General features: G+C 65.9%; 1 protein-coding gene. It reads left to right on the top strand.

The window, feature by feature from the left end:
- Positions 1-78 precede the first annotated feature (78 nt).
- Positions 79-915 carry an IS5 family transposase gene (locus FJM51_RS23485; protein ID WP_140456504.1) on the top strand — a complete coding sequence of 279 codons (837 nt, stop codon included), beginning with the start codon at positions 79-81 and terminating at the stop codon, positions 913-915.
- Positions 916-933 lie beyond the last annotated feature (18 nt).

Here is a 933-nt window from a genome sequence, read left to right as displayed (position 1 = left end):
AGAGCCGGACCCGAAATGAGTTGAGCGATATCATAGGGTTGTGATTCACGTCGGTTTGCGAAGACTGACGGAGATCCGATGCCCTGGACTGATACCGCTCGGCGCGACTATGACCGCCGGGAGCCGCGCTACGCAAGTGATCTGACGGATCGGGAATGGGCGCTGATCGCGCCGCTCCTGCCGGCGCCCCGTCGGGTCGGCCGCCCCCGGACGACGAACCTTCGGGAGGTGATGAACGCGATCCTCTACATCGCGACGACCGGCTGCCAGTGGCGCATGCTCCCGAAGGATCTTCCGCCCGCCTCGACGGTGCAACGCTACTTCTACGCATGGCGCGACGGCGGATTGTGGCGGACGATCAGCAATCACCTGGTCATGGCGGCGCGCGAGCTGGAGGGCCGCGAGGCGAGCCCGAGCGCCGGCATCATCGATAGCCAAAGCGCGAAAACCACCGAGAGTGGCGGGATTTGTGGCTTCGACGCCGGCAAGCGGGTGAAGGGGCGCAAGCGGCACATCGTCACCGACACGCTCGGCCTGCTCGTTGGGCTCGTGGTTCACGCGGCCAGCATTCAGGATCGCGACGGGGCGCCAGCGGTCCTGGGCTCCATCCGCGCCCGCTGGCCCTGGCTGCGTCACATCTTCGCGGACGGCGGCTACGCCGGGCCGAAACTCGAGGGAGCCCTACGCCGCCTCGGCGACTGGACGATCCAGATCGTCAAGCGCTCCGATACCGCGAAGGGCTTCGAGGTTCTGCCAATGCGCTGGGTCGTTGAACGCACCTTCGCATGGCTCGGACGATGCCGCCGACTGGCCAAGGACTGGGAGAAATCCATCGCTTCCGCCGAGGCGTGGATATTCATCGCCCATATCCGCGTCCTGACCAGGCGCCTCGCAAGGTATTGGCACGGCGCGTAGAGTTTCGAGTCCGGCTCT

It is taken from the genome of Amaricoccus solimangrovi, assembly GCF_006385685.1.
GTDB classification, from domain to species: domain Bacteria; phylum Pseudomonadota; class Alphaproteobacteria; order Rhodobacterales; family Rhodobacteraceae; genus Amaricoccus; species Amaricoccus solimangrovi.
This window is presented reverse-complemented; position numbering and strand designations above follow the sequence as displayed.